This window comes from Streptomyces durhamensis (assembly GCF_000725475.1).
GTDB classification, from domain to species: Bacteria; Actinomycetota; Actinomycetes; order Streptomycetales; family Streptomycetaceae; genus Streptomyces; species Streptomyces filipinensis.
This window is the reverse complement of the sequence record NZ_JNXR01000145.1, coordinates 1-349: the sequence shown is the minus strand read 5'-3', so window position 1 is coordinate 349 and position 349 is coordinate 1. Positions and strand designations below refer to the sequence as shown.

General features: G+C 54.2%; 1 protein-coding gene. It reads right to left on the bottom strand.

Annotated features, from left to right (window positions below; genetic code table 11):
- Positions 1–20: 20 nt before the first annotated feature.
- Positions 21–349, bottom strand: a 329-nt coding sequence (locus tag IO33_RS0142160; protein ID WP_031174358.1) for a nuclear transport factor 2 family protein, incomplete at its 5' end; no start/stop codon positions are given.

The following is a 349-nucleotide window of genomic DNA, read 5'->3' as shown; positions in this document are numbered from 1 at the left end:
CGCCATCATAGTCCACTTCGCTACCGCGCCTTGCCAATCTCTGCGGGACCACCGGCGAAGGGATAGTCACCGCTAATCCAACCTTGCAGCCACACCCGATTCGTGATCCGCCAGCCCTCGTTAGTTTTTCGAAGCACGTCGTCGTAAACACCGTGCACCTGAAACAGGCGGAGGTGGCCTTCCTCGTCGTTCACCCCAATGGGGTTGATGACTTTAGACTGCATCGTGGCTGTACTGCGCGTCTCGTCGAACTTTATCTGCAAGTTCCCGTATAGGTGAAAGTATTTAACGAAAACATCGCTATTACCCCGATATATCTCCTTGACCTCAGGCCAGTGCGCCAGTACTG